This is a genomic window from Streptomyces nojiriensis (genome assembly GCF_017639205.1).
Taxonomy (GTDB): Bacteria; Actinomycetota; Actinomycetes; order Streptomycetales; family Streptomycetaceae; genus Streptomyces; species Streptomyces nojiriensis.
Genome location: NZ_CP071139.1, coordinates 4,905,562 through 4,924,880, shown reverse-complemented (window position 1 = coordinate 4,924,880; position 19,319 = coordinate 4,905,562). Strand labels below are relative to the sequence as shown.

The window sequence follows — 19,319 nt, the reverse complement described above, 5'->3', positions numbered from 1 at the left end:
GATCGGGAGACCATGACCCACACCGGCGACCGGATCGAAGACCTCCTGCAGGCCGGCGTGCGCGACGAGGTCTACCCCGGCGCGGTGTGGGCGGTCGGGGACGCCGATGGCATCCAGCCAGCGGAGCTGTCGGCCTCCTCGACCCCGACCGGCCCGACCAGCCCATGAGGCTGGACACCGTCTTCGACGTCGCCAGCCTCACCAAGATCCTTGCCGTCTGGATCACCGTCGGCACCCTCGTGGAAGAGGGAAAACTCCAGCTCCACGCCCCGCTGGGCACCTTCTGGGACGAGGTCGCCAGCCACCCCCTTGCCGAGGCCACGGCCCATCACCTGCTCACCCACACCGCCGGGCTGCCCCTGCGTCCCAACTTCAAGAACCTCTACGGCACCGACCCCCAGGACATCCGCGACGGAGTCCTCCACGAAGCACTTCACCGCCGGCCGGGCGAAGCCGTCGAGTACACGGACCGAGCCGCCCTCGTCCTCGGCCACCTCGCCGAACACCTCTTCGACCATCCCCTGGACCAGCTCGCCACCGACCGCATCTGGCACCCACTGGGCATGACCCACACCAGTTTCGGCCCCCTCCCCAGCGCCGAGGCCGATCGCTGCGCCCCCACCGAGTACGACGAGACCACCGGCACCCACCTCAAGGGCACCGCCCATGACTTGTCCGCCCGCCTCCTCGGCGGCGTATGCGGCATCGCCGGCACCTTCTCCGTCCTCGACGACCTGGCTCTCTTCCTCCGCCACATGCTCGCCCCCACCCGGGCCGCCTTCGGCCCGACCTGGATCAAGGACTCCCTCCGCATCCACACCGGCGAACTCAGCCCCGCCCGCGGCCTCTTCTGGCACCCCGCCCCCGGCACCGGCCCCGCCCAGGACATCTGGGTCCACTACGGCTTCACCGGCACCGGCATGTGGGTCAGCCGCGCCCAGGGGCGCCGGGCCGCCCTCCTCACCAACAGCTCCGCTACAACCGCGACCGCGAGCCCTTCACCGGCGCCCGCAACGCCTTCCGGGCGACCGCCTTCGCCGTGGAGGACCCCCAGACGACGTAGGTGGATCAACTGCTGGTCGGCCTCCAGCCGGGCCTCACCAGGTCACGCCCCTGGATCCATCAGGTGTGCAGACGGCTGTTGGGGCCGTCCTGGTCGCCGGCGCTCTCGTCGTTGAACCAGTAATCACCGGCGGCCAGGTACCGGAAGGAATGGGTGCTGGCGCTGGGCAGCTCGACCGTGACGGCGCGCTTCCCGTCTTTGCGCGGCCGCAGGGTGTGGGTACCGGGCTGCCAGTCGTTGAAGTCGCCCACTACGCTGACCGGGCCGGGTGGCGTGTCGGCCGGCAGGACGAAGGTGACCTCCGTGCGGTCCTTGCGCAGCTTCCGCTCCAGCATGACGGGCTCCTGACAGCAGGTGGCGGGTGGGGATCTCGCCCATCCTCGGCACTGAAGGGACGGCCCGCCTTCCGACGCAGCCACGACGGCACTACTGGTAGCCGCCCCTGACACCGCGCGAGGAACACCTCGTTGCCGCACGACCCCCGAGGCCGAGGACGCAAACAGCACGGTCGCCACGACCATCCTGCCGCGCCTCCGGCACGCGCAACCGCGAACCGAGGCATCCCACCATGGCCGTGTTCTACCTCCTGCTGACCGCCGCGATCGTGCTGATCATCGTCGGCGCGACCGTCGAAGGCATGCTGTACCTGGTCTCCGCCGGCGTACTGCTCCTGATCGCCGACGTGCTCTACCTCGCCGTGAGGTCGGTACTGCGCCGCCGACGCCCAGAGGTGCTGGACGCAAAACACCGGCCGGTGTCTCCCTCACGCAGAGAGGATCGCGCGGGCAGTCACCGGCCGGTACATGCCGCAGGGCCGTCACATGGGATCGACGTCCCCGAGGCCACGTTCGCCTCCTTCTTGCTCTGCTCCGAGAGCCGCAGGGCCTTGTCCTTCAGCCGCTGACGCTCCGCCGGGTCGGTGGCACGCTCCGCGGCCTGCTCGAGCTTCGCCGCCTGGTCACGCATCTGCTGGGCACGACTGCCGGACTCGCCTGAAGACCGCTGCAAGCCTTGCCGACAGCTACCCGCAGTCGGGCTCGCGGACCCCGGCGACGACTTCTTCCGCTACCGGTCCCGTAGACACCATCCCCGGCATGCAGGTCCATATCGCCCGCGACCCGGACAGCCAGGAGGTGCTCAGCGAGGACGAGCAGGAGCCGTACGGGATGAAGACCGGGTCGGCAGCTGTCGACCAACTGATCGCCCTGCTCCGCCGGGCCGCCGAGAAGCCGTGGGCGGTCCCGGCGGCGCCACCACGGAGCAAGGAGGAGTCCCTCTTCCTACCGCTGTGCCGCTTCCGGCTGCGGGGCCGGTCGTTCGTCGGCGGGCGGCGGGGTGATGCCCCGTTGTGGGCGGAGGAGTAGCGCGACGAGGATCGCTGCGGCGGCCAGGGTGGCGCTGCCGCAGCGCAGCGCCAGGTGCAGGGCGTCGACGAAGGCGGCGTTGACGGCGTCGCGGACTGAAGCGGGGAGGGCTGCGGTGTTGTCCAGGGCCGCACCGGGGAGGTGGCGGCCGAGTTCGGACGGTGCGCCGAGCCGGTGGAGCGAGTCGGTCAGGGTGGTGAGCCGGCTGCTGAGGACAGCTCCGAGGACGGCGACGCCGATGACTCCGCCGATCTCGCGCAGGGTGTTGAGGGTTGCGGAGGCCATGCCGGCCCGCGCCGGGTCGACGCGCTGCATGACCGTGATGGACACGGGGGTGAACGTCATGCCCATGCCGAGGCCCATGGTGAGCAGGACCCATACGTACTGCGCGTAGTGGGCGTGTGCGCCGTAGAGCGAGAGAGCGCCGAGCCCCGTGGCGCACAGGGCCAGGCCGGTGACCAGCGGGAGGCGGGGGCCGTGGCGTGATGTGAGGGCGCTCGACAGCGGCGCGGCGACGACGATCATCGCGGTCATCGGCAGGCCCGCCAGGCCGGCGTCCGACGGGGACCAGCCCATCACGTCTTGCATGAGGAGGGGCAGGAAGAAGGCGGCTCCGAACATGCCGAAGCTGATCATGAACCCGCTCACCGCGGCGCCGGTGAGCACCCGGTCCCGGAAGAAGCGCAGGTCGAGCATGGGGTCGGCGCTGCGGGCCTCGACGGCGACGAACGCGGGCAGGGCCAGCGTCGCGAGGGCGGCGAGGGTGAGCACCCGGGTGTCGGTCCAGCCTCGGCCGGGCCCCTCGATGAGCGCGTACACCAGCGTGCCGAATCCCAGCGCGGAGAGCGCCTGGCCCGGCAGGTCCAGCCGCTTGGTGCGGGCGGCGAACTCGGGGAGGACCCGGGACGCGAGCAGCAGGCCCGCCATGCCGATGGGGACGTTGATCCAGAAAACGGCGGCCCAGCCGAAGGCGTCCACGATCGGCCCGCCCAGGACCGGGCCGACGGCCAGGCCCAGTGCGGAGACGCCGGACCAGAGGCCGACGGCCCTGGCCCGCTCCTTCTCGTCCGTGAAGACGTGGCGCAGGATGGACAGGCTGCCGGGTGTGAGGAGTGCCGCGCCGAGTCCCTGGAACATCCGGGCGGCGATCAGTGCGCCGGTCGAGCCGGACAGCGCCGCAGCCGCCGAGCCCGCCGTGAAGACGGCCAGGCCGGTGAGGAAGATGCGCCTGCGGCCGTACCGGTCGCCCAGGGTGCCACCGGTGAGGAGCAGGGCCGCGTAGACCAGGCTGTAGCTCTCGACCACCCACTGAAGGCCGCTGACGCCGGAGTGCAGATGCTGCCCGATGCGGGGCAGGGCGTTGTTGACGATGACGTTGTCGAGCATCGCCATGAACATCGTGGCGCACAGCGTGGCGAGCACGAGCCCTTTGTGTCGGGTGGGCGGCTTCGTCATCACTCTCCCTAACAGTGTTAGTCGATCGGTCGGTGCGCTTAGACTGCCCCTAACAGTGTTAGTCACGCAAGCGGGATTCCCGGCGGGACCCGCGTACGGAGGTGGCCGATGGCCGTGGAGAGCAAGAGCGACGGCGCCCCGTCACAGCCGGGGCTGACCCGGCAGGCGCTCGTCCGGGCCGCCCTGCGGGTGCTGGAGCAGGAGGGCGTCAACGGCCTGTCGATGCGCAAGGTCGCCGCGGAGCTGGGGGTGAAGGCGGCCTCGCTGTACTGGCACGTGCGCAACAAGGAGGAACTGCTCGACCTGCTCACAGACGAGCTCATGGCCGACGCCGAGGCGCCGCCCCGGGAGGGCGGCTGGCGAGAGCAGTTGCGCGAGTACTGCGTGCGCTACCGCCGGCATCTGCTCGGCAAGCGCGACGCAGCCAAGGTTGTCGCGGGCCGGCTCGTACCGGGCCCCCATCTGCTGCGCCTGATGGAGGACCAGCTCGGCCGCCTACGGGAGGCCGGCTTCTCCGACGCCGACGCCGCCATGGTCAACTACGCGCTCGGCGCTTTCGTCCAGGGTTTCGTGCTCCAGGAGCAGGGGCCCCTCTCGGCGTCCGAGGCCATGGGTGCCGACCGCCGAGAGGTCGCCACGGCCGCAGGGGAGCAGCTGCGCCGGCTGCCGCAGGAGACCTTCCCCAACCTGGTCGCGCTCGCCGGCGACCTGACCGACCCGTCCATGGAGGCCCGCTTCTCGTTCGCCCTCGAACGCCTCCTGGACGGATTGTCCACCCTGCTGGAGCAGGGCCGCGACGTACGAACTGAAGGGACGTCCCATGAGTGAGCGCACCTACCGGGTCATCGTCCGCGGCGTGTTCGCCGACCTGGACGACACCCAACGCACCGAACTCCTCGCGTCCGCCGGCGAACACGACATCCTCAAGGCCGCGTTCACCGAAGACGGCACCCTCGTCTACGACCGGGAGCTGCGCGCCTTCTCCTTCCGCTGCGTGGTCCGGCAGGCCGCCGATCTGGCGGACGAGGCGGCGGGGGGCACGGCCTGCGACCGGGCGGCCACGGCTCTCGCCGCACGCGCCATCGGCCACGGCGCACTGCGTACCCAGGTCACCAGCGTGGACGACATGAAAATCCGCCGGCCCCGCCAACGCTGATCGCCGACGCGGTCCGCGTGCTCGGCGGCGCCGGCACGTCGAAGGGCTGACGCCCGTGGTTGCCCAGGCGGGGCAGCGGAAGCCCGCGACGGGCCACGGCCGGGCCGCCGCTCAGATCAGCCCGTTGTCCCGCGCGTAGAGCGCGGCCTGGGTCCGGTCGCGCAGGCCCAGTCGGCTCAGCACGCGCGAAATGTGGTTCTTGACGGTGCCCTCGCTCAGGTACAGCCGGGCGGCGATCTCCCGGTTCGTGGCGCCCGCGGAGATGAGCCGCAGCACCTCCGTCTCCCGGGGCGTCAGCAGGTCAGGAGCGGGGGCGCCGGCGGCCAGCGCGGCGATGACCGTCTGATCGAACTGGGCGACACCCGCGTGCGCCAGGCGGACCGCCTGGGCGAGTTCCGCCGCGGGCAGGTTCTTCAGCAGGTAGCCGACCGCCCCCGCCTTGAGTGCCCGGCCGACGTACTCGTCGTCGTTGAAGGTCGTCAGCATCACGATCCGGCAGCCGGGCAGTTGCCGACGCAGCAGCGCCGTGGCTGCCACCCCGTCCATGCCGGGCATCCGGACGTCCATCAGCACCACGTCGGGGTGACACTGCCCGGCGACGTCCACGGCCTCGGCACCGTCCCGCGCGCTGCCCACCACCTCGATACCGGGCTGGATGCCGAGCAGTGCGGCGATGCCCTCGCGGACGAGGTCCTGGTCGTCGACCACGAGGACGCGTACGTTCGCCCCCTCCTGCGCCACGGGTCTGTTCACCACGGCACCCCCACCGTGAGTGCGGTGCCCCGGTCCGAACTGGACAGCTCCAGCCTCCCGTCGGCCAGACGGACGCGTTCCCGCAGCCCGGCCAGGCCGAAACCCTCCTCGGCCCCGCCCAGACCGCTGCCGTTGTCCGTGACGCACAGGCTCGCGCCGTGGTCGTCGTAGCGGACCCTCACGCCGATCTCGGTGGCTCCCGAATGCCGGCAGGCGTTGGTGAGGCCCTCCTGCGCCGCCCGGTACAGCACCAGCAGCGGCCGCCGCTCGACGCCCGACACGTCCAAGGAGATCCGGCGGGCGCCGCCGTCCAGGTGGTGGACGAGGTCGGCCAGCGTCCGGGAGAGGCCCACCGGTTCCGACTCCGCCTCGGGTCCCAGGGTGCGCACGGAGGCCCGTACCTCGTCCAAGGCCCGGTTCGCGGACCAGCGGGCATGGGACACGGCCTGCGCGGAGGCGGCCGGATCGAGCGCGGCGAACGCCTCGGCCTTCTCCAACTGAATGCCGATCGCGGTCAGATGGTGCCCGAGACTGTCGTGGATCTCGCGGGCCAGCCGGTTGCGCTCCCGGGCCGCCGACAGCTGCGCCACCTGCGCGAGGGTGTCCTCCAGCCGACCGCGGGCCCGCTGCTCCCGTACGGCAACCCCCGCCATGGCCAGCGCCAGTACAACGCCCAGCGCGAACATCAGCAGGTCGGAGATGTACTCGGCGCGCACCGCCCAGTCCGGCACCCACAGCGTGAACGCGCCCGCCAGCAGGAGCACACAGCCCGCGCCGAGCCACACCGCGGCAGCCGGACCGAACGCGAAGAACCCCAGGAACGGCACCAGCACGAACAGCACCCGCGAGAGCCCCGAGGTGTCGAGAGCGGCCACCGCGCAGAGCAGCACGGCCCTGAGGGCGAACACGGCGCCCTCAGGAATCCGCCACGCCCTCCCGTCGAGGGCCGCCAGCACGCACAGCAGCACCGCGAACCCGCCGGTGCGGGAGTCGAAACCCGGACCGATCGCGGCGTAGTAAAGGCCCCCCGCGAGCACCGCCCCGTACAGGACGGCGGGTATCCAGGGCACAGGACGCGGCATAGGACCTCCTCGGAAATCCCGTGCACACGCACGGTCCTCGCAGCGTACGCAGACCCACGAGCCCATCCGCACCACGCGGCCGACGGAGTGCGGGATGTGGCCGAAGGTCATGTGCCCTCCGGTCCCGCACACCCCTGCCGCTGCGTACTTACCTCTCATGACCTGCGGTTCCTAGATTCCTCGGCGTCACCACCGCACGAGATGAGGACTCATGCACCTGCGTTCCCTCGCCATCGCACCCCTGCTGATGGCAACCGTCCTGACAGCCCCGGCGGCCGCCCGGACCGGCCCCGCCGACATCAGGGTCCCCGGCGCCGAGTACACCGTCTCCGCCCGCCTCACCGATCTGACCACCACGGGCACCCGGCTCACCGGGCACACGGATCCGGACGACTGGACGGGCCTGGAGGCTCCGGGGACCACGACTCCGTCAGGCGTCCCAGGTGTCCAGATCGACGGCTACTTCCCCGACACCTCCACCACCAACACCAACGTCAACTACGGCTGGAAGCACGACAGCCAGTTCGTCATCCGGCTGCCCGACCACTGGAACGGCGGACTCGTCGTCGCCGGACCGCCGGGACTGCGCAAGCAGTACGCCAACGACCGGATCATCAGCGACCAAGTCCTCGCGAAGGGATACGCCTACGCCGCCACCGACAAGGGCAACACCGGCCCCGAGATCTACAAGGACGGGGACCGCCCCGGCGACGCCATCCTGGAATGGCACCGCAGGGTCACCGAACTCACCGTCGCCGCCAAGCAGGTGGCCGGCCGGCACTACGGCCGCAGCCCGCGCTCCACCTACGCCGCCGGCCTCTCCGCAGGCGGCTACCTCGTCCGCTGGCAGCTCGAACACCGTCCCGACCTCTACACCGGCGGCCTGGACTGGAACGCCCTCACCTTCACCCCGGACGGCGGCCTCCTCGCCACCCTCCCGCCCGCCCTGCGCGCCTACCCCCGCTATGACAAGGGCGACCGGAGCGCCCAGGCCGCCATCCTCGCCGCCGGCTACCCCAAGGGCTCCGAACCCCAGTGGGGCTGGCACTACGACAAGCAGTGGGACCTGCTCCAGCGGGTGATCCGCGAGGAGCTCGACCCCGACTACGACGGCCCCACCCAGGCCGGCACCCCCCACTGTCCGGCAGGCACCGGGGCCGGCTGCGACACCGACTACGACTTCGCCTCCCGCCCCCGGGCGGTGCACGAGGCCGTGGAGCGGATCTCCCTCACCGGGAACATCCGCCGCCCCCTCATCAGCATCCAGGGCAGCCTCGACGCCCTCACCCCGCCGGCCGCCTTCGGCGACGCCTACCACCGCATGGTCACCGACGCCGGGCGCGCCGGCCTGCACCGCTACATCACGGTGGCGGGCGGTGCACACACCGACGGCCTCGTCCCGCTCGACGAGGAACACCTGCACCCGATGCTCGGCTCCTTCACCAAGGCACTGAGCGACCTCGAGTGCTGGACGCGACCCACTTCCGCCTCCTGACGACCACACCCTCCCAACATGCGGAAGATATCCGGCTGGCGCGGATGTCGCCCCCGTTTCCTCCGGCCAACTGCTTGCGGAAGCAGTCCCACCCAAAGGCGACCTGCCAACCAGGCCCGATCGCGGGCGATCCGGGCGGCGCACACCTCTGCCGCGGCAGCACCGCAAAGGCGTGCCCCAACCGTGCCCTCGAGGACGGTCAACAGCGGTCGAACCCGGTGCCCGGGGGCCCCCGAGCGGGGCTCGCCAGGTCCTGTATACGCAGGGCACGGAGATCCCTCTGTCCGAGGTGATCGGAGCGGCCGACCGCGGACGCAGCAGTGACCCGGACCATCCGCGCAGCCGGGAGGAACCCGGCTGCGGAAGCCATCCGCCTCGGCGCGAAGGCCGTGTCCGCTGCCGCGAGTTGGGATCGGGCTTCAGGCACTTCTTTGCTGCATGTGCAGGACTGCGCCCGCAAACGATCATGAATGGGGGCACGTCGGGGGTCGGTGCGGGACGAACCGGGCAGTGGTGAGCCGGACGACGCGAGCGGTCGCGCGCTTCGAAGGGTTGGGCGACGCAACCGAGGCCACCCGGCCGCCGGGGGTTCGTCCAGGGGCAGGCCCCTCCCGGCGCAGCCGGTTCCGGCACCCGCAGGGGTCGCCGCTGGACGACCTGGCGTCGAGGCCCTCCGGCGCCCGCACTCCGGCAGAGCGGCCGACTACCCGACCAAAACGGCGAGTTCATCTTTGGCGGCCCGCCACCAACACCCAGATGGGTCATCAAAAAGCAAACGCAAACATCGAAATTTGGCTTGATCATGCCGTCATTTGACCAAGACACGCACATTGATGAAGATCATCTTCAGCTGGGTGCCGATGACGGCACGCAGTGCACAGACTCCACCGGGGACGGTGGAGCAAACGGAGGGAACCCCATGCGTACTCGCATGGGGTCGGCCGTGGTGACGGCCTCGCTCGCAGCAGGACTCATCGGCGCGCTCGCGCCGAACGCCTTCGCCGGGTACACCCAGGTCAAAAACTTCTCCTTCACCGACGAGGGTGTGGGTGCGGAGACCGGCCGTTGGAGCGCCCCGGGCAACAGCCAGTCGGCGACGCAGGACGCCTGCGCCACGAGCAACGGCGCTCAGGGCCGGGTCGGCTACGACTTCAAGATCGACATCGACTGGGCGCCGGACAAGTGGGTGGCCTGGCGTGACTGGTCTTGCGACAACGGCACGTTCTGGAAGGAGTTCGGCAACGCCCCCGCCGGCAAGTACTACATGCAGACAGCCAACGCCCGCACTTGATCCACTCGTCGGGTCGCGTCGTCTACAACTGGAAGTAATCTCAGACGATGAGCGTCCTTTCCTGTCACGAAGTGACCAAGAGCTTCCGGAAGCACTCCGTGCTGGAAGGGGTTCATCTCAGCCTGGAGGCCGGCGAGATCGTCGGCCTCCTCGGGCTCAACGGCGCCGGCAAGACCACCCTGATGCGGGTGATCACCGGGCTGTCCACCCCCGATTCCGGTGAGGTGCGGCTGTTCGGGGAGGCCCTGCCCATGCGGCCGCGGCAGCTCGACCGGCTCGGAGCCGCGCTCGACGCGCCCGCCTTCCACCGGTGGTCCAGCGGACGCGCCATGCTGCGCACCCTGCTCGACACCGCCGGGCTTCCCGACGGCGGACGGATCGCCCGTACGCTCGACCGCGTCGGGCTGACCGGCGCCGCCGACCGCCGCCTCGGGACGTACTCGCAGGGCATGCGGCAGCGGCTGGCCATCGCCGCGGCGCTGCTCAAGCAGCCCGATCTGCTGATCCTCGACGAGCCCACCAACGGGCTCGACCCCGAGGGACTGCGCATGGTGCGGCGGATCGTGGCCGAGGAGGCCGCGCGCGGGGCCGCCGTCCTCGTCTCCAGCCACCAGCTCGACGAGATCCAGCGGATCTGCGACCGCGTGATCATGCTCGCCCAGGGCCGCGTCGTCGCCGCCGGCACTCTCGACGCGCTCGGCTACGACCCGGAAAGCGGTCCGGCCGCCTTCGAGGACTGGTTCTTCGGGCTCGTCGGGAACGGCGGCCGCCAGTGAACCGCCTCGTCCGGGCGGAGACCCGGCGGCTGCTGCGGCACCCGCTCGCCCTCACCCTCGCCGTACTGTTCGTCCTCGGCTCCCTCTACTGCGCCTGGGTGAGCCAGAACATGGCCTCGTACAACCTCAAGCAGGTGCAGGCCAACCTCGACTACCTCCCCCGATCGTGCGATTCCAAGCAGAACACCCCGGAGCAGAAGGCCAAGTGCCTCGCCGAAGTGCCGCTGCAGGCCGTCGGGCTGGAGCGGATCCAGGACAGGTTCACCGCTGAAGGAGTCCGTGCCGCGCACGCCCAGCACCCGGTGGGCTCGCTGCTGTGGACCGTGCGGCTGCTGACGTCCGTTCCCGGGCTGGCGCTCCTCGTCATGCTGGCGGCCTTCTCCGTCGCCGGCGAGTGGAGCCGGGGCAGCATCGTGCCGCTCCTCCTCTACGAGTCCCGCCTCAGCAGGCTGCTCGCCGCCAAGGCCCTGGCCGTCTGGGTGTGGACTCTGGTGCTGCTGTGCGTGTCCGCCGCCGTGACAGCCGCGTTCGGCCTGCTCTACGGCCGCAACGCCTACACGCTGCCTTCGCCCGGGACCCTCGGCACCGTCCTCGCCGACACCGCACTCGGCGTACTGGCCGGGGCAGCCGTGCTGGCCGGGGCCGCAGCCGTCGCGGTCGCCATCGGCGCACTGCTGCGCCAGCCGATGCGCACCTTCCTCGCCGGGATGCTGGTGCTCGTCCTGGTGGTCCGCACCTCCGCCGCGCCGGGGCTGGGCGCCTGGCTCCCCGGCGGCGCGCTGGCCGACCTCGTCGGCTTCGGTGCGGTGGACGGGGTCTGGGACCACTTCTGGATCTCCACCACCCCCTCCACGGCCCCCGTCCTGCTCCGCGTCCTGCCGACCCTGGCCCTCATCGGCCTGCTCTGGCTCGGACTGGACCGCCTCAACCGGACCCGGGACCGCGCCTGATGGCCGGTACCCGGCGGCGGCCGGCGCGCGGGGAGGGCACCGCCTGGGCCGGCGAGCTGCGCGCCCTGTGGACCGCTCCCGTATGGGGAGCGACCGCGGCTGCGATGCTGCTGGCCCTGGCGCTCGTCGGACGGCTGTGGATGGCGGGAGCCCCGTACGGGGCGCTCGACCCCTCGGTGTCGGCGCTCACCTCGCTCCCGTCGGCGCTGCGAGCGTCGGCATGGCAGTTCGCGACCCTGCTGGGCCTCGTCCTCACGGGAGTGGTCGTCGCCACGGGGCTCGGCCAGACCCTGGAAGGCGGCACCTGGAGCGCCCTGCGCCTGTTCGAGAACCGGGTCGGGGTGTTGTGGGCCCGCAAGGTCGGCGCCGCACTCGCCCTGTCACTCGCCAGCCAGATCGTCACCGGTGTGCTGCTGTGGCTGAGCACCTCGGTATACGCCCGGCTGTGGCCGGTGCGGCCCCGCGCGGTGCCCCGCGTGGTACCTCCCGGGTTCGCCGACGGGGCCGTCCAGACGTCGTCTCCGCTGCCCGTCGAGTTCGCGACCTGGGGCCAGGCCGCGGGCGCGATCGCCGCCGCCCTCCTCGTCCAGTTCCTCTTCATCTCCCTGGCCGCCCTCGCGGCGGCCCTGCTGCGCAGCGTCATCGGGACCCTCGCGCTCGGCATCGGTCCCCTGCTGGTGACCGCGCCACTCGTGCTGCTTCCGGCGGCGCCGTTCCTGCCGCACCGCTGGATCGCCGATCTGCTGAACCTGCCCGCCGAGTCCCAGTACCAGCTCTACCTCTGGAATCAGGCCCCGTCCGATCCCGCACCCCTGACCGCGGGCCTCGCCCTCGCCGGGGTCGCGGCCCTGGCCGCCGTGGCCGCCTGGGCGGCGCTGCGTTCCGAGCGCGCGCTGCGGCCCGTTGACTGACAGCGCGGCCGAGTGCGGCGCAGCGGCTCCCCCGACAGCGGCGCACAACGACGCAGGCCCAGGTCACAGACCTGGGCCTGCGTCGTCATCTAGACCTCTCGGTCCAAGCCGTGCCGGCCCGTCGGCGGCTGGTCGGACTCGGCGGTGCGCTCCCAGCGGCAGGTGAAACGTCGGTCGGCGCTGCGGTAGCCGATCGTGACCGTGGAGGCGTGGGGCGGGCGGACGATGTACGAATGGCCCCAGTGCGTGAACGCCGCGGTGCGGTGGCTGCTGAGGGTCACGGCCGCAGACAGGGGCGCCTCGAAGTAGAGGTGCACGGCATTGGCCGGGGAGTCGCCGAAGGACAGCGTCCGGCTGAAGTCGGCTTCCGACGTGGCGCCCAGGTCGTACTCGACGAGCGGCCGGGCAGGTCCGGCCGAGGTCGCGCCGGTCAGCTTCGCGGTGATGATCTGGCTGCCGAGGGCGTGCTCCGCCTGCGGCAGCACGGAGGCGAACGACATCCCGCCCGGCTGTTCCCGGGTGAACGCTCCCATGACGCTCGCGCGCAGAGCGTCTGCCTCCGGCGAGACGACCGGCTCCGCCAGAACGCGCAGCCGTGACGGGATGAAGGCCCGTATACCGGGGTAGCGCTGCCGCAGGGCGTGGGTCAGGCCCACGATGTTCTCCTCGGGTCCGAGGGATCCGATCGTTTCCGAGACGACGACATCGGGGGGCGTGCCGATGTCGACCTGGACCGCATTGCCCTGGACGACTTCGACGCGGTCGAGGTCCGAGGCCCGCAGCGCCTGCTCCGCGAAGGAAGCGGTGTCCTCGAGGTACTCGACCGCGACGACCGTCCCCGCGGTCAGCTGCGAGGCCATGGCCGCGAGGATGCCCGTACCCGTTCCGGCATCGAGGACCCGGTCCCCGTCAGCGATCACCTCCGCCATGGCGTCGTGGAACGCGGTCAGCCGCGTGGCGTCGGCGAGCATGCGTGCGTGGTGGTGAGCCTCGAACATCAGACGTCTCTCTTGGTTGGTTGTTCAGCGGGTTGTCGTGGTCCCGGCCGGAGCCGACCCGGGGCGCCGTCAGCAGAAGGAGGACAGCCTCTCCTTGACGGCGGGAACCGTGGGGTCGATCGAGTGCGAGTACGCATAGGCGTCCTGGGCGCGTCTGCGGTCTCCGCGGCTCTCGTGGATCCAGCCGAGGTGGAACGCGGCCGCGGCCACCGGATGTCCGCCCAGGGGCAACATCTCCTCGTACGCGTGGAGCGACTCCTCCAGCCGGCCCGCGGCCAGGAGCGCGTAGCCGTGGGCGGCCCAGGCGTGTGCGTCGTACGGAGCGATGCCCGGCATGCGGGACGTGGCGGCCACAGCGCCCTCGACGTCGTCCTTGCTCCGGCACGCACGCCCTTGGGACGCGAGGAGAGCGAGCAGCTCTTCGTCCCATGCCAGTCGCTGCAGGCCGCCGTGCGGTCGCATGCCCATCGCGCCCATCGCGGCCCGGTCCAGATATGCGGACGCCGCTTCGGGTTCCCCTCTCAGGACGGCTGCGTCGGCGAGCGACTGGAGAACCTGGCGCTCGACCCACCGGTGCGCCGGATCCACGTCGATCAGTCGCGTCAGCGCTTGTTCGGCCAGGCGTACGGTCTCGTACAGGGCCCCGGATCCGGCCTCGCGGCCGGCTTCGAGCGGTATCGCGAAGCCCGCCAGTGTCAGGCGGGTCAGTACTGACAGGCGGGGATCGGCCACCGCTCGAAGGGCCTGCGTCACCACGAGAGCGGGCCTGGGATGCAGCTGCAGGGAGACCGTCACCCGGGCGAGTGCGTGCTCCGGCCGGACGTCCCGGGGGAGGGCCGGCATGCCCGCCCGTACGTCGGTGATTCCGAGGAGCCGTGCCGCCTGCTCGGGATAGCCCAGCCGCAGCATCAAAGTGCCGGCCGTGTCCCGTTCGAGCGGTGTCAATTCCTCGGAATTCCTGCAGAGTTCGCTGATGCGCCACCACAGTCCGGTCGCCAGATCCGGCGGAAGATGGTCGACCTCCGTCCCCACCGCGTCCGCGCGGCCCCAACTGGCCGCGGTAAGGACGCGCAGCCGGCGGGGCGGTATCTTGCTGAAGGCGGGAAGCGCCTCGACATCGCGCCGTGCCAAATGCTCGGCAATGGCATGGGTCGCGATGGCGTGCTTCGGCGAACAGGGCACGGGAAGTGCCAGCCCCACGTACACGGGGCAGACGGTCGGCACATCCGCCGCGAGGAGCGATTCCAGGCGCCGCGTGAGGTCACCGGAGCTTTGCGGCGGTTCGTATGGTGGCGGCAGGTGTCGCATGCTTTTCCGGTTCATTGGTGCCACGCCCGGCCCAACTCCCCCAGCGGAGTGATTAATCCCACCCGGGATCCGGAGCCTTGGCGGGGCCGGGGGCACTGGCGGACGCGTGAGTTTCGGCTCCCGCCGAACCGGTATCGGCAGGGCCGGTAGTTGTGAGGACCGTGACGAGCGCAATGAGCGCGATTGTCAGCCCGGTAGCCTTGCGAAGAAGCTTCATCATTTCCCCCTCATTCGCGAGTGCCTTACCCGCGATGGATGAGAGCTTCTCCCGACAGCTTCAGCCGTACAAGAGTTGAAGGTGCTCATGAAGTGACATTGCAGGAGGCTGAACATGAACGAAGCGTGCGAATCAGGCAATGAGTGCGATATCAACGGCGTGCTCTGCCAGCGGGGCGTCGAGTACTACATGGACGCGGTCCGCACCGGGCACGCCGATCAGCCTTCCGCGCCCGCCTGCCTCCTGCGGCTGCAGCTCCTCCAGCCCGCCCTCGGCGCCGAGCAGTCACTGACGCCCATCCGCCCGTCCTACGCCCTCGCCATGCTCGTGCGCCCCATCGAGGAGGAGATCCACCAGCGCCAGGCGGTCGCCCAGGGACTGCAGCGGGCCCTGGATCCGATCGAGGCCCTCTACAACGCCGAGCAGCGCCCCACCGCGGACCTGGTGATGCTCGAGGGCCTGCCGGCCATCAACGCCGCCATCGACGATGCCACCCAGAGGTGCAAAGCCGAGCTGCTGACGGCCCAGCCCGGCGGCGGCCGCTCCTCGGCGGTCCTGTCCGAGGCCCTGGAGCGGAGCCGGGCCCTGCTCGGCCGCGGTGTCCGGCTGCGGACGCTATACCAGCACACCGTGCGCTACAACCCGGCGACCATGGACTACATCCAGCAGATCACCGACGCCGGTGCATCGGCGCAGGTCCGGACCCTGGACGAGCTCTTCGAGCGGATGATCATCTTCGATCGTGAAGTGGCGTTCATCCCGGCCCGCAGCGACCGGCAGAGCGCTCTCGAAGTCCGCAACCAGGCCCTCATCACCTTTCTCGTGGACGTCTACGAGCGCGCCTGGCAGCGCGGGACCCCCCTCACCTCCAGCAGCCGGAGCCGGGAGGAGCCCAGCGTGATCCCGGGCATCCGCCGGACCATCTGCCAGCTCCTGATCTCCGGTTACGTCGATGAGGCCATCGCCCGGCGCGTGGGCATGAGCGTCCGGACCTGCCGTGCGCACATCGCGAAGATCGCCGAGCAGCTCGGATCCACCAACCGGGCGCAGCTCGGCTATCTGCTCGCCACCTCGGGCCTCCTCGGCGACTCCGGCGTCACAGATCCAGAGTGACGTCGTAGGAGCCGAGCCACCTGTTCAGCCAGATCGCCATTTCAATGCTGCCCCGGTCGTAGGACCGGCTGGTCGCACCCTGCGGCCGGTCCAGGACCGCCCGCGCCTTCTCCACGTCGAGCAGGGACCGCACCGGGGCGTTGCCGTCGCGGAGGATCTCGGCCAGCTCGGTGCGCAGACCGCTCTCGTACGCCGGATCCTGAGTGGTCGGGTAAGGAGTCTTGACGCGTTCCAGGATGGACGCGGGCAGCAGATCGGCCGTGGCGGCGCGCAGCAGGCTCTTCTCACGGCCGTCGAACGCCTTCATCGCCCACGGGGTGTTGAACACGTAGTCGACCAGCCGGTGGTCGCAGAAGGGGACCCGGACCTCCAGCCCGACCGCCATGCTCATTCGGTCCTTGCGGTCCAGCAGCGTCTGCACGAAGCGGGTGAGGTTGAGATGGCTCATCTCCCTCATCCGGCGTTCGCCCGCCTCCTCGCCCGGCAGTACGGGTACTTCGCGCAGGGCCTCGTCATAGCGGGCCCGGCGGTACCCGGGAATGTCGAGTTTCTCCACCAGCCCGCGGTCGAGCAGTTGAAGTCCGCCGAAATAGCGGGCCGAGCCTGAGGTCAGCCACGGGAAGGTGTCGGCCCTTACGGCCCCGGGATTGTGGAACCACCGGTATCCGCCGAAGAGTTCGTCCGCCGACTCCCCCGACAGGGCCACGGTGGTGTGCTGCTTCACGGCCTTGAACAACAGGTAGAGCGACGGCCACATGTCACCCCAGTAGGCCGGCGGCAGGTCCGTGGCCCGCAGGACGGCCGCGCGCACGGCGGGGCTGAGCAGCTCGCCGCTGTCCAGCAGGATTTCGGTGTGGTCGGTGTCCACGTACCGGGCCAGCTCGCGCGCGTAGGGGGCATCGGCCGAGCCGCGTACCGCATCGGGCCGGAACCCGGCGGCGGCTTCGGCGAAGTCGACGGAGAAGGACCTCAGCCGGCCCGATCCCGGTGTGCGGGCTGCCAGGGCCGTGATGGCGGACGAGTCCAGGCCCCCGGAGAGCAGGGAGGACAGGGGGACGTCCGACACCATCTGGCGCTGGACCGTGTCCTCCAGGAGCTCCCGGACCGTCCGGATCGTCGTACCGAGGTCGTCGGTGTGCTCGCGTGCCTCCAGCGCCCAGTAGCGGTGCTTGGTCAGCCCCTTCCGGCTCACCCGCACGAGGTGCCCGGGCCGGACCTCGTACATGCCCGAATAGACGGCCGCTTCCGGCGTCTTCACCATGTCGAGGACTTCGCGCAATCCATCGGAGTCCACGCGGGCGGACACCGTCGGGTGGGCCAGTACGGCTTTGGGTTCGGACCCGAAGAGCACACCGTCCGGGGTGGGGAAGTAATACAGGGGCTTGACGCCCATACGGTCGCGTACGAGGGTCAGTTCCTCGTTCCGGCCGTCCCAGATCGCCAGCGCGAACATCCCGTTGAGGCGTTCGGCGAACGAAGGGCCCCACTGGAGATAGGAGCGGAGCACCACTTCGGTGTCGCTGCGCGTGCGGAACGTGTGGCCGTGGCCGATCAGCTCGGTACGGAGCTCGGAGAAGTTGTAGACCTCTCCGCAGAACGTGAGCGTCACGCGCTCACGGACGGAGTGCTCCGTCATCGGCTGCCGACCGCCGTCGAGGTCGATGATGGCGAGCCTGCGGTGGCCCAGAGCCACGTGGGGAGCCGTCCACATCCCCTCCGCATCCGGGCCGCGGCAAGCCAGCGTGTCGGTCATGTTCCGGATCTCTTCGTGCCGTGCCGACACGTCGCGTCCAAAGTCCACCCACCCGGCGATTCCGCACATTTCCCCGACCCCCCTTTCTCTTTTAGGCGTTGTTCGGAAGAGCTTCGTTGACCACCTTCACCAGGGTCCCTGGGGTCGCGGCCGTATAGACGATGTCGAACGAAAGCTCGACTCCGAATTCATGCTCGATGTGTGTCAGCGTGTTGAACAGCGACAGGGAGTCGTACCCGAGGCTCTCGAAGTCCTGGTCCGCTATGTCCCCGCCCAGCTCGATTTCGGTCCAGACGTCCTGGTCGGCGCATTCCCGCAGGATGCGCACCAGGTCATCGAGAGTGAATTCCTTCATTTTCATCCTCCTTCATCGAATGAGAGGCGGAAGCCTCTTCCGGATCTGCTGCCTCTTTTTTCACCTGGGCGAGGCGCTTGTTGTTCAGCACGGGCAGGACCGCGACGGCAGTGAGCGCCATGGCGGTACCACCGGCGTAGAAGGCGGCCTGGATTCCGAAGAACTTCGCCACCAGGCCGCCCACTATTCCTCCGACGGTGAAAGCGCCCACGGCGACGGACCGGTAGGCCGCGGTGACGCGGCCCATCAGTTCGTTCGGCACGATCTGCTGTCGGAGCGTGACGACCTGGATGGTCTGGATCAGGACGACGAAGCCGTCCAGCGCCATGAAGAAGACGGTGGCCGCCGGGCTGATCGCCAGTCCCATGCCGATGGTGGATCCGGCCGACAGCAGGTTCGTCAGCAGGATCAGCGTGCCCAGCGGCATCCACTCGCCGACCTTGCCGGCCACGAGGCCGCCGATGACCGCGCCGATGGCACCGGCCGCGAGCAGTACGCCGTACCAGCTCGAGGTGACACCCAGCACGTCCGTGGCGAGAAGTACGAGGATGCCGTACGTGGCAGCGCTGACGGCGTTGCCCATCGCTGCGATGACACTCAGCGACCGCAGCGTCGGCGACGACCAGTACCACCGCGCGCCGACGGCGATGTCCGCGGCGATGCCCTTCACCGTCAGGGGCTCCGCGGACGGCTCCTGCCGCTGCCGGACGGCCGAGGGGATCAGCGCCAGCAGGCCGACGGCGGCCAGATAGCCGCCGGCACCGAGCACGAACGGGGCCGCGGCCGCGGAGGCGAAGAGGAATCCGCCCATCGGCGGTCCGACGAACTCGTTGCAGACGACGAACGTGGTCTGCAGCCGTCCGTTGGCCCGGCCCAGGTCGTCCGGGGCCACCAGGGTCGGGAGCCACGCGGACGACGAACTGTCGTAGAGCGTCTCGGCCGTCCCGATGGCGAAGAAGACCGCGTAGAGCAGCGGCATGGAGACGGCATCGCCGAGGACCGCCACCGCGAGAGCCGCGAATCCGGCCACGCGGATCCAGTTCGCCGCCTGTGCGACGCGCTTTCGGTCCAGCCGGTCCGCGAGGGCTCCGGATATGAAGGCCAGGACCAGCCACGGGGCCCGCTGCGCCACGGTGATGCCGGCGATCAGCGCCGGGTCGTGGGTCACGGTGGCCGCGAGCAGGGGCGCCGCGGCCAGGCTCACCCCGTCCGAGAGGTTCGACGTGGCGGTGGCCGCCCACAGCTTGTGGAAGGGCCGTTTGCCGGGTGTGGGGTCCAT

General features: G+C 70.4%; 19 protein-coding genes and 1 pseudogene. 10 read left to right on the top strand and 10 right to left on the bottom strand.

Annotated features, from left to right (window positions below):
- Nucleotides 1–12: 12 nt before the first annotated feature.
- Nucleotides 13–1,063, top strand: a pseudogene (locus tag JYK04_RS22990) (serine hydrolase domain-containing protein).
- Nucleotides 1,064–1,122: 59 nt separating this feature from the next.
- Here the strand turns inward: JYK04_RS22990 and JYK04_RS22985 are convergent.
- Both JYK04_RS22985 and JYK04_RS41355 read right to left on the bottom strand, forming a co-directional pair.
- Nucleotides 1,123–1,398 (bottom strand): isoamylase early set domain-containing protein, encoded by a 276-nt coding sequence (locus JYK04_RS22985; RefSeq protein ID WP_189738532.1) that lies wholly within the window; start codon nucleotides 1,396–1,398, stop codon nucleotides 1,123–1,125.
- Nucleotides 1,399–1,852: 454 nt separating this feature from the next.
- Nucleotides 1,853–2,029 carry a DUF6381 family protein gene (locus JYK04_RS41355; RefSeq protein ID WP_229875409.1) on the bottom strand — a complete coding sequence of 59 codons (177 nt, stop codon included), beginning with the start codon at nucleotides 2,027–2,029 and terminating at the stop codon, nucleotides 1,853–1,855.
- Between the two features lie 128 nt (nucleotides 2,030–2,157).
- On the opposite strand from JYK04_RS41355, the gene JYK04_RS22975 reads away from it, so the two are divergent.
- On the top strand, nucleotides 2,158–2,427 hold the full coding sequence (locus JYK04_RS22975; RefSeq protein WP_189738529.1) for a hypothetical protein: 270 nt from the start codon (nucleotides 2,158–2,160) through the stop codon (nucleotides 2,425–2,427).
- Here JYK04_RS22975 and JYK04_RS22970 read toward each other — a convergent pair.
- Nucleotides 2,344–3,882, bottom strand: coding sequence for an MFS transporter (locus JYK04_RS22970; RefSeq protein ID WP_189738526.1), 1,539 nt, complete (start codon nucleotides 3,880–3,882; stop codon nucleotides 2,344–2,346). The genes JYK04_RS22975 and JYK04_RS22970 overlap by 84 nt on opposite strands.
- A gap of 108 nt (nucleotides 3,883–3,990) precedes the next feature.
- On the opposite strand from JYK04_RS22970, the gene JYK04_RS22965 reads away from it, so the two are divergent.
- Together JYK04_RS22965 and JYK04_RS22960 are read left to right on the top strand one after the other, a co-directional pair.
- On the top strand, nucleotides 3,991–4,710 hold the full coding sequence (locus JYK04_RS22965) for a TetR/AcrR family transcriptional regulator (protein ID WP_189738523.1): 720 nt from the start codon (nucleotides 3,991–3,993) through the stop codon (nucleotides 4,708–4,710).
- Nucleotides 4,703–5,038, top strand: coding sequence for a DUF6204 family protein (locus JYK04_RS22960; RefSeq protein ID WP_189738520.1), 336 nt, complete (start codon nucleotides 4,703–4,705; stop codon nucleotides 5,036–5,038). Before JYK04_RS22965 ends, JYK04_RS22960 begins: the two co-directional genes overlap by 8 nt.
- 111 nt (nucleotides 5,039–5,149) lie before the next feature.
- Here the strand turns inward: JYK04_RS22960 and JYK04_RS22955 are convergent, their stop codons facing one another.
- Together JYK04_RS22955 and JYK04_RS22950 are read right to left on the bottom strand one after the other, a co-directional pair.
- Entirely contained in the window at nucleotides 5,150–5,794 is a 645-nt protein-coding gene (locus JYK04_RS22955; protein WP_189738517.1) for a response regulator transcription factor, read from the bottom strand.
- Nucleotides 5,788–6,873, bottom strand: coding sequence for a sensor histidine kinase (locus tag JYK04_RS22950; protein ID WP_189738514.1), 1,086 nt, complete (start codon nucleotides 6,871–6,873; stop codon nucleotides 5,788–5,790). The genes JYK04_RS22955 and JYK04_RS22950 overlap by 7 nt, the downstream gene beginning before the upstream one ends.
- Before the next feature lie 211 nt (nucleotides 6,874–7,084).
- Between JYK04_RS22950 and JYK04_RS22945 the strand changes: the two genes are divergently transcribed.
- The 5 genes from JYK04_RS22945 to JYK04_RS22925 all read left to right on the top strand — a co-directional run bounded on the left by JYK04_RS22945 (nucleotide 7,085) and on the right by JYK04_RS22925 (nucleotide 12,296).
- Nucleotides 7,085–8,368: a tannase/feruloyl esterase family alpha/beta hydrolase gene (locus tag JYK04_RS22945; RefSeq protein WP_189738511.1), complete on the top strand. Its 1,284-nt coding sequence runs from the start codon at nucleotides 7,085–7,087 to the stop codon at nucleotides 8,366–8,368.
- Between the two features lie 919 nt (nucleotides 8,369–9,287).
- Nucleotides 9,288–9,659, top strand: a complete 372-nt coding sequence (locus JYK04_RS22940) for a hypothetical protein (protein ID WP_189738508.1) — start codon at nucleotides 9,288–9,290, stop codon at nucleotides 9,657–9,659.
- A gap of 47 nt (nucleotides 9,660–9,706) precedes the next feature.
- Nucleotides 9,707–10,435: an ABC transporter ATP-binding protein gene (locus tag JYK04_RS22935; RefSeq protein ID WP_189738505.1), complete on the top strand. Its 729-nt coding sequence runs from the start codon at nucleotides 9,707–9,709 to the stop codon at nucleotides 10,433–10,435.
- Complete coding sequence (locus tag JYK04_RS22930; RefSeq protein WP_189738502.1) at nucleotides 10,432–11,385, top strand: ABC transporter permease subunit; 954 nt, start codon at nucleotides 10,432–10,434, stop codon at nucleotides 11,383–11,385. Before JYK04_RS22935 ends, JYK04_RS22930 begins: the two co-directional genes overlap by 4 nt.
- Nucleotides 11,385–12,296, top strand: a complete 912-nt coding sequence (locus JYK04_RS22925) for a hypothetical protein (RefSeq protein ID WP_189738498.1) — start codon at nucleotides 11,385–11,387, stop codon at nucleotides 12,294–12,296. The genes JYK04_RS22930 and JYK04_RS22925 overlap by 1 nt, the downstream gene beginning before the upstream one ends.
- An 89-nt stretch (nucleotides 12,297–12,385) precedes the next feature.
- Here the strand turns inward: JYK04_RS22925 and JYK04_RS22920 are convergent, their stop codons facing one another.
- Nucleotides 12,386–13,294, bottom strand: coding sequence for a methyltransferase domain-containing protein (locus JYK04_RS22920; protein ID WP_189738495.1), 909 nt, complete (start codon nucleotides 13,292–13,294; stop codon nucleotides 12,386–12,388).
- A 69-nt stretch (nucleotides 13,295–13,363) separates the two neighbouring features.
- The gene (locus tag JYK04_RS22915) at nucleotides 13,364–14,500 is read right to left on the bottom strand and encodes a tetratricopeptide repeat protein (protein WP_189738492.1); all 1,137 of its coding nucleotides are present in this window, start codon (nucleotides 14,498–14,500) and stop codon (nucleotides 13,364–13,366) included.
- Nucleotides 14,501–14,933: 433 nt separating this feature from the next.
- Here JYK04_RS22915 and JYK04_RS22910 point away from each other — a divergent pair, with 433 nt between their 5' ends.
- Complete coding sequence (locus JYK04_RS22910) at nucleotides 14,934–15,932, top strand: helix-turn-helix domain-containing protein (protein WP_229875400.1); 999 nt, start codon at nucleotides 14,934–14,936, stop codon at nucleotides 15,930–15,932.
- Here the strand turns inward: JYK04_RS22910 and asnB are convergent.
- From asnB to JYK04_RS22895, 3 genes are read right to left on the bottom strand one after another with little or no spacing between them, the layout of a single operon-like run.
- Complete coding sequence (gene asnB, locus JYK04_RS22905; RefSeq protein ID WP_189738489.1) at nucleotides 15,916–17,754, bottom strand: asparagine synthase (glutamine-hydrolyzing); 1,839 nt, start codon at nucleotides 17,752–17,754, stop codon at nucleotides 15,916–15,918. The two genes, JYK04_RS22910 and asnB, sit on opposite strands and share 17 nt — an antisense overlap.
- Nucleotides 17,755–17,776: 22 nt before the next feature.
- Nucleotides 17,777–18,040, bottom strand: a complete 264-nt coding sequence (locus JYK04_RS22900; RefSeq protein WP_202186077.1) for an acyl carrier protein — start codon at nucleotides 18,038–18,040, stop codon at nucleotides 17,777–17,779.
- The gene (locus tag JYK04_RS22895; RefSeq protein ID WP_189738483.1) at nucleotides 18,018–19,319 is read right to left on the bottom strand and encodes an MFS transporter; all 1,302 of its coding nucleotides are present in this window, start codon (nucleotides 19,317–19,319) and stop codon (nucleotides 18,018–18,020) included. Before JYK04_RS22895 ends, JYK04_RS22900 begins: the two co-directional genes overlap by 23 nt.